The 5,778-nt window shown below is 67.7% G+C and carries 7 protein-coding genes; 3 read left to right on the forward strand and 4 right to left on the reverse strand.

From position 1 onward, the window contains the following. The 4 genes from ACTICP_RS15570 to ACTICP_RS15585 form a co-directional block, all read right to left on the reverse strand. Positions 1 to 905: P-type ATPase (locus ACTICP_RS15570; protein WP_441893912.1), on the reverse strand; the 905-nt coding region annotated here is incomplete at its 3' end. Between the two features lie 2 nt (positions 906 to 907). Further along, complete coding sequence (gene kdpA, locus ACTICP_RS15575) at positions 908 to 2,578, reverse strand: potassium-transporting ATPase subunit KdpA (protein WP_441893914.1); 1,671 nt, start codon at positions 2,576 to 2,578, stop codon at positions 908 to 910. Beyond that, positions 2,578 to 2,667, reverse strand: coding sequence for a potassium-transporting ATPase subunit F (locus tag ACTICP_RS15580; RefSeq protein ID WP_070500676.1), 90 nt, complete (start codon positions 2,665 to 2,667; stop codon positions 2,578 to 2,580). Before ACTICP_RS15580 ends, kdpA begins: the two co-directional genes overlap by 1 nt. After that, complete coding sequence (locus ACTICP_RS15585) at positions 2,664 to 2,825, reverse strand: hypothetical protein (protein ID WP_441893916.1); 162 nt, start codon at positions 2,823 to 2,825, stop codon at positions 2,664 to 2,666. Before ACTICP_RS15585 ends, ACTICP_RS15580 begins: the two co-directional genes overlap by 4 nt. A 198-nt stretch (positions 2,826 to 3,023) precedes the next feature. On the opposite strand from ACTICP_RS15585, the gene ACTICP_RS15590 reads away from it, so the two are divergent. From ACTICP_RS15590 to ACTICP_RS15600, 3 genes are all read left to right on the forward strand, one after another. Continuing rightward, on the forward strand, positions 3,024 to 3,311 hold the full coding sequence (locus tag ACTICP_RS15590) for a leucine zipper domain-containing protein (RefSeq protein WP_246821578.1): 288 nt from the start codon (positions 3,024 to 3,026) through the stop codon (positions 3,309 to 3,311). 454 nt (positions 3,312 to 3,765) lie between these two features. Then, complete coding sequence (locus ACTICP_RS15595) at positions 3,766 to 4,365, forward strand: recombinase family protein (protein WP_070500692.1); 600 nt, start codon at positions 3,766 to 3,768, stop codon at positions 4,363 to 4,365. Between the two features lie 297 nt (positions 4,366 to 4,662). Further along, entirely contained in the window at positions 4,663 to 5,757 is a 1,095-nt protein-coding gene (locus ACTICP_RS15600) for a Mu transposase C-terminal domain-containing protein (protein ID WP_441893919.1), read from the forward strand. Positions 5,758 to 5,778: the final 21 nt, after the last annotated feature.

Below are 5,778 nucleotides of genomic sequence, written 5' to 3' on the forward strand. Positions count from 1 at the left end.
AGACAGACCAGCAGCGCCACGAGCACCGTGATCGAGGCGGGGCTCGCCGGGTAGGAGGCGATGGGATTGAGCGTGAGGGCGACCGTGACGAACACGATCGACAGGGACGCAAGCAGGATGTTCAGCGCGATCTCGTTGGGGGTGCGCTGCCGGGCGGCCCCCTCAACCAGAGCGATCATCCGATCCACGAAGGTCTGGCCCGGCGTCGAGGTGATGCGTACGACGATCCGGTCGGACAGCACCCGCGTGCCGCCGGTGACGGCGGACCGGTCCCCTCCGGACTCGCGGATCACCGGCGCGGACTCGCCGGTGATCGCGGACTCGTCGATGCTCGCGATGCCCCAGACGATGTCGCCGTCACCGGGCACGAGATCACCCGCCGTCACCACGACGACATCTCCCTTCTTGAGATCCGCGGAGGAGACTTCCTCGAGGTCCGCGGTCTCCGCCGAAGCGTCAGCGGTGGCGTCGTACTCGGCCACCACGTGCGCGGGAGTATCGGTGCGCGTGCGGCGCAGGGTTGCGGCCTGGGCCTTGCCGCGCCCTTCCGCGACCGACTCGGCCAGGTTCGCGAAGAGCACGGTGAGCCACAGCCAGACGGCGATCACCGCGGAGAAGATCGGCGGCACTGCAGTGCCGCCGGAGGGGGCGGGCCCGTTGCCGAGCAGCTCGACGACGGTCATCACGCTGGTCAGCGCCGCACCGACCCACACGATCAGCATGACGGGGTTGCGCCACTGGGCGCGGGGGCTCATCCGGCGCAGCGCGCCCGGCAGGGCGGCGCGGAGCTGCGCGAGGGCGAGGGTGCGGCGCGGCGCAGGGGGCTGCGCCGGCGACGACGAGGTCGTCGGCCCATTGGACGGGTCGGAGTGTTCGGAGTGGATGGTCTTGTCGATGGTCGACATGGTCACAACAGCCCTTCAGCGAGAGGACCCAGGGTGAGGACGGGGAAGAAGACGAGGGCGGTCACGAGCAGTGCCGTGCCGACTGTGAGGCCCACGAACAGCGGGCGGTGGGTGGGCAGGGTCCCGGAGGTCGCCGGGATCCGGTCCTGCGCGGCGAACGAGCCGGCCAGAGCCAGCACCAGCGCGATCGGGAGGAACCTGCCCAGCAGCATCGCCACGCCGATCGCGATGGTCAGCCACGGCGTGCTGGCGGTGAGCCCCGCGAAGGCGGAGCCGTTGTTGTTCGCCCCCGAGGCGAAGGCGTAGAGCACCTCGGACAGGCCGTGCGAGCCGGTGTTGGTCAGCGAGACGTTCTCGATGCTGGCGCGCAGCGCGGGGATCCCGAAGCTGAGAGCGACCCCGCCGAGCACCAGCAGCGGCATGACCAGGATGTAGAGGCTCGCGAGCTTCATCTCCCGGGGACCGATCTTCTTCCCGAGGTACTCGGGGGTGCGGCCGACGAGAAGGCCCGCCACGAACACGGCGATGATCGCGATGACGAGCATTCCGTACAGCCCGGCTCCCACACCGCCCGGCGCGATCTCGCCCAGGAGCATGTTCACCATCGGCACCATGCCGCCCAGCGCCGTGTACGAGTCGTGCATCGAGTTCACGGAGCCGGTCGAGGTGAGCGTCGTCGTTGCGGCGTACAGCACGGACTGGGGCAGCCCGAACCGGGTCTCCTTGCCCTCCATCGCGGCGCCGGCGAGCTCCGGGGCGGTGCCCTGCCCGGCGAACTCGAAGGCGGTCAGCGCGGTCACCGAGGCGAGGTAGAGCACGCCCATCGTCGCGGCGATCGCGTAGCCCTGACGGTGATCGCCGACCATCTTCCCGAAGGTCCTCGGGAGGGAGAAGGGGATCAGCAGGATGAGGAAGACCTGGAGCAGACTGGTCCAGCCGGTCGGGTTCTCGAAGGGGTGGGAGGCGTTGGCGTTATAGAAGCCGCCGCCGTTGGTACCGAGCTCCTTGATCGCCTCCTGAGAAGCGACGGGACCGCCGGGGAGCGTCTGCGTCCCGCCGGCCACGGTGGTTACGTCAACGTAGCCCTGGAAGTTCTGCACCACGCCGCCGACCATCAGGACGGTCGCACTGAGGATCGAGATCGGCAGCAGCACCAGAAAGGTGCCGCGTAGAAGATCGACCCAGAAGTTGCCGAGCGTGCCTGTCCTGCGCCGGGCCAGCCCTCGCACCAGTGCGACCGCGACGGCGATGCCGGTGGCGGCCGAGACGAAGTTCTGAACGGCGAGGCCGGCGAACTGCACCGTGTAGGAGAGGTCCTCGCCGGAGTACGCCTGCCAGTTGGTGTTGGTGACAAAGGAAATCGCGGTGTTAAACGCGACCCCCGGGTTGATCGGCTCATTGCCCAAGGAATAGGGCAGCAGGGACTGGAGGCGCAGGAGACCGAACAGCGCCAGGACGCCCACTAGCGAGAACAGCAGCACGGACCGCAGGTAAGCGGGCCAGGACTGCTCCCGAGAAGCGTCGACGCCGAGGACGGTGAACAGACGCGCCTCCAGCCGTGAGGAGACGGGGGTGGTGAACACCCATGCCATGTAGTCGCCCATGGGGCGGTAGACGACCGCGAGAGCGACGACGAGTGTGAGGACGCTTGCAATGAGATAGAGCCAGTCCATCAGAAACGCTCCGGTGCAAGCAGGGCGATGAACAGGTACACGACTGCGGCGAGACCGAGGAGGAGGGCGAGGATCTCGAGCACGATCACAGCTTCTCCACCCCCCGCGCGATGAGGGCGACGACCGCGAACAGGGCGATCACGCCGGCTACGGAGAGGACGTCGAGCACAGCAGGACTCCGTTCGGAGGAGGGGCGACCGCCGTCCGGCGGTCGCGTGCCGAGGTGCGGCACGGTTCCCGAGCACACACCCTCCGCCGCACCAGGGCGAGTGTCCTCACGGAATCCATACGGACCTTGAGCCGATCCTCATGGATTGCTCACGCCGGCCGTCTACCCTCGGAGGCTCTGGTCACAGCTCTTGCTCAGCATGAGGCACCCCGTGTCCCGTTCCGACTCCCCTTGCTTCGAACCGAATGTGGTCTTTCGGTCTAGATGTTGCGGGTCATGACGACGCTTGGAAGGCAGCGCGCGGTCGCCCAGGTGCTTGAGCGGAATCGTCTGGTCGCGCACGTCGCCGCGGAGTTCCGCATCGCCCGCGCCACGCTCTCGAAGGGTGTCTGGCGCTACCGCGACCTCGGCGGGGTCGGCTTTGAGGACCGCTCCTTCGCCCCCGCGCACCGCCCTGGCCACCTGGAGGGATGGGTGGTGGAGCTGATCGAGCGCTGGCGGCGGACGATGAAGTGGTCTGCTCGTCGGATCACCCGCGAGCTCGCTGACGGCAAAGGGAGCTAATGCTGCGTGCGGACCGTGACCCGCTGGCTGGACCGCCTGGGCCTGAACCGGATCCGCGAAATCATCCCCGACGGGGAGAACCTGTGCCGGTAGGGGCCGATCACCACCCGCTATCCCGGGTGCATGATCCACGTGGACGTGGAGAAAGTCGGGACGGTCCCCGAGGGTGGTGGCCAAAAGGTCCAAGGTCGCGACAGCCACCTCGGGCGAGCGTCGAAGCGGGGGAAGGGCCGGCGGGTCGGCTAAACCTACCTCCATTCGGTGGTTGACGGCTTATCGCGCCGACCCAAAGATTGCGGCTCATCTACTTACAGCTTTACGAGACATGCGACCGAGCCGCGGTGGGCTCGTCTCGAACTGGGCCGATAGCGGCGCAGAGCGTCTCGTGAAGTCGTCGCACCGCGTTTCGTCTCAGATCTTCCGGAGCAGCGAGTTTGTGAGGCATCATGTGGTGATGAGGCTTCTGGGGTACACGCGGGTGTCGACGACGGGGCAGGATCCGGCGCTGCAGCTCGATGCTCTCCTTGCCGCCGGGGTGCAGAAGCGGGATGTGTTCTCGGATGTGACGTCCGGGGCGAAGAGTGCAGCGGAGCGTCCGGGCATGAAGAAGCTCCTGGCCTACGCCGAGCCTGAGGACACAGTGGTGGTCTGGCGGATCGACCGACTGGGGCGGTCGCTGATTGATGTGCTCAACACCGTGAACCTGCTCCGGGACCGCGGGGTAAAGATCCAGTCGGTCTCCGACGGGATCGATCCCGAGACTTCGTCGGGCCGGCTCATGCTCGGGATGCTGGCAACGCTGGCGGAATACGAACGAGAGCTGATCACCGAGCGCGTCAACGCGGGAATCGCCGCGGCCCGCGCGCAGGGCACCAAGTTCGGACGGCCGCCCGTGAATCCCGAGGTCGTGGATCGCAAGCTCGCGATCGCCGCCGAAGAGAGAGCGAAGGGCCGCACTGCCGAGGAGGCGGCGCGCCTGGTGGGGTGGTCACGGGCGACGCTCTACCGCCACCAGCGAAACGCCGCCGCTCGCGAGAGCATCGCGCAGGCGTGACATGGACGGGTCGCAGAAGTGGAAGATCCTGCGGCTCCACGTCGAAGACGGCATCCCCTGGCGAGCCTTGCACGCGAGACCGGCATAGGAGAGCGAACGCTCTCGCGCTGGCACAGCCGCTACCGAGCCGGTGGCGTCTCGTTTCTCGAACGATCGCAGCGCGCCGACGCCGGAACTCGGCGCACAGCGCCAGAGCTGGTGGCCTTCGTGGAGCACCTGGCCCTGACCAAGCCCCGCCCGAGCATCGCGACATTGCATCGCCTGACCGCAGTCGAGGCCGCACGAAGAGGCGTGAGTATGCCGAGCTACGCGACGGTGCGGTCGATCGTGCAAGCACTAGATCCCGGGATGGTGACGCTCGCGCTCGAGGGGCCAGCGTCTTACCGGGACCGCCACGAGCTCGTCTTCCGTCACCGCGCAGAGCGGCCCAATGCCCTGTGGCAGGTCGACCACACCGAGCTCGACATCCTCATCAAGGACCCCAGCGAGAGACCGTCCAGACCCTGGCTGACCACGGTCATGGACGACTACTCACGGGCGATCTGCGGATACATGGTCTTCGAGGGCGCACCCTCGGCGATGAACACCGCGCTGGCGCTGCGCCAAGCGATCTGGCCCAAGAGCGATCCCGCCTGGCCGATGTGCGGCATCCCGGACGTCCTCTACGTCGACCACGGCAGCGACTTCACCAGCCATCACCTCGAGTACACCGCGATCGCCTTGAAGATCCGCATCATCCACTCCACGGTCGCCCGCCCCCAGGGCAGAGGGAAGATCGAGCGGTTCTTCCACACCGTCAACACCGAGGTGCTCGCGACCCTGCCCGGGCACCTCACCCCGGGACACCGGCGCCCCGTGCCGGTGCTGGACCTTCCTGGTCTCGACCGGGCCGTCGGGGAGTTCGTCGGCCAGTACAACCAGCGCACGCACACCGCGATCCGCACGAGCCCGAAGGCGGCCTGGATCGCAGAGGGATGGCTGCCACGACTACCCGAGAGTCTCGAGGAGCTCGACGGGCTCCTTCTGCAGGTCTCCAAGCACCGCACCGTCCAGCGCGACGGAATCCACTTCCAAGGCCAGCGCTACCTCTCGCCCACGCTCGCCTCGTTCGTCGGACGCACGGTCACCATCCGCTACGACCCCCGCGACCTGTCCGAGATCCGGGTCTACGACCACGACACCTTCGTCTGCACAGCGATCGACGAGGCCCACCCGAACCAGCGCTACAGCCTCCACGACATCGAAACCGCCCGACGAGCCCGCCGCCGGCAGCTGCGCAAGGACATCAACGACCGCATCCCCACGACTCCACGACCCCACAACGACCCGCCCACGCCCCCGCCGGCACGCCGGCCCAGGAAGCGCCTGAAGACCTACGAAGAGGACGAGTAGATGAACCGCGACTTCATCGTC

The organism is Microbacterium sp. (assembly GCF_052102115.1).
Taxonomy (GTDB): domain Bacteria; phylum Actinomycetota; class Actinomycetes; order Actinomycetales; family Microbacteriaceae; genus Microbacterium.

Excerpts from the sequence above, each read along its gene's own strand:
- kdpA (WP_441893914.1), bottom strand. The coding sequence starts at position 2,578 with ATGGACTGGCTCTATCTCATTGCAAGCGTCCTCACACTCGTCGTCGCT.
- ACTICP_RS15590 (WP_246821578.1), top strand. The coding sequence starts at position 3,024 with ATGACGACGCTTGGAAGGCAGCGCGCGGTCGCCCAGGTGCTTGAGCGG.
- ACTICP_RS15595 (WP_070500692.1), top strand. The coding sequence starts at position 3,766 with ATGAGGCTTCTGGGGTACACGCGGGTGTCGACGACGGGGCAGGATCCG.
- ACTICP_RS15600 (WP_441893919.1), top strand. The coding sequence starts at position 4,663 with ATGCCGAGCTACGCGACGGTGCGGTCGATCGTGCAAGCACTAGATCCC.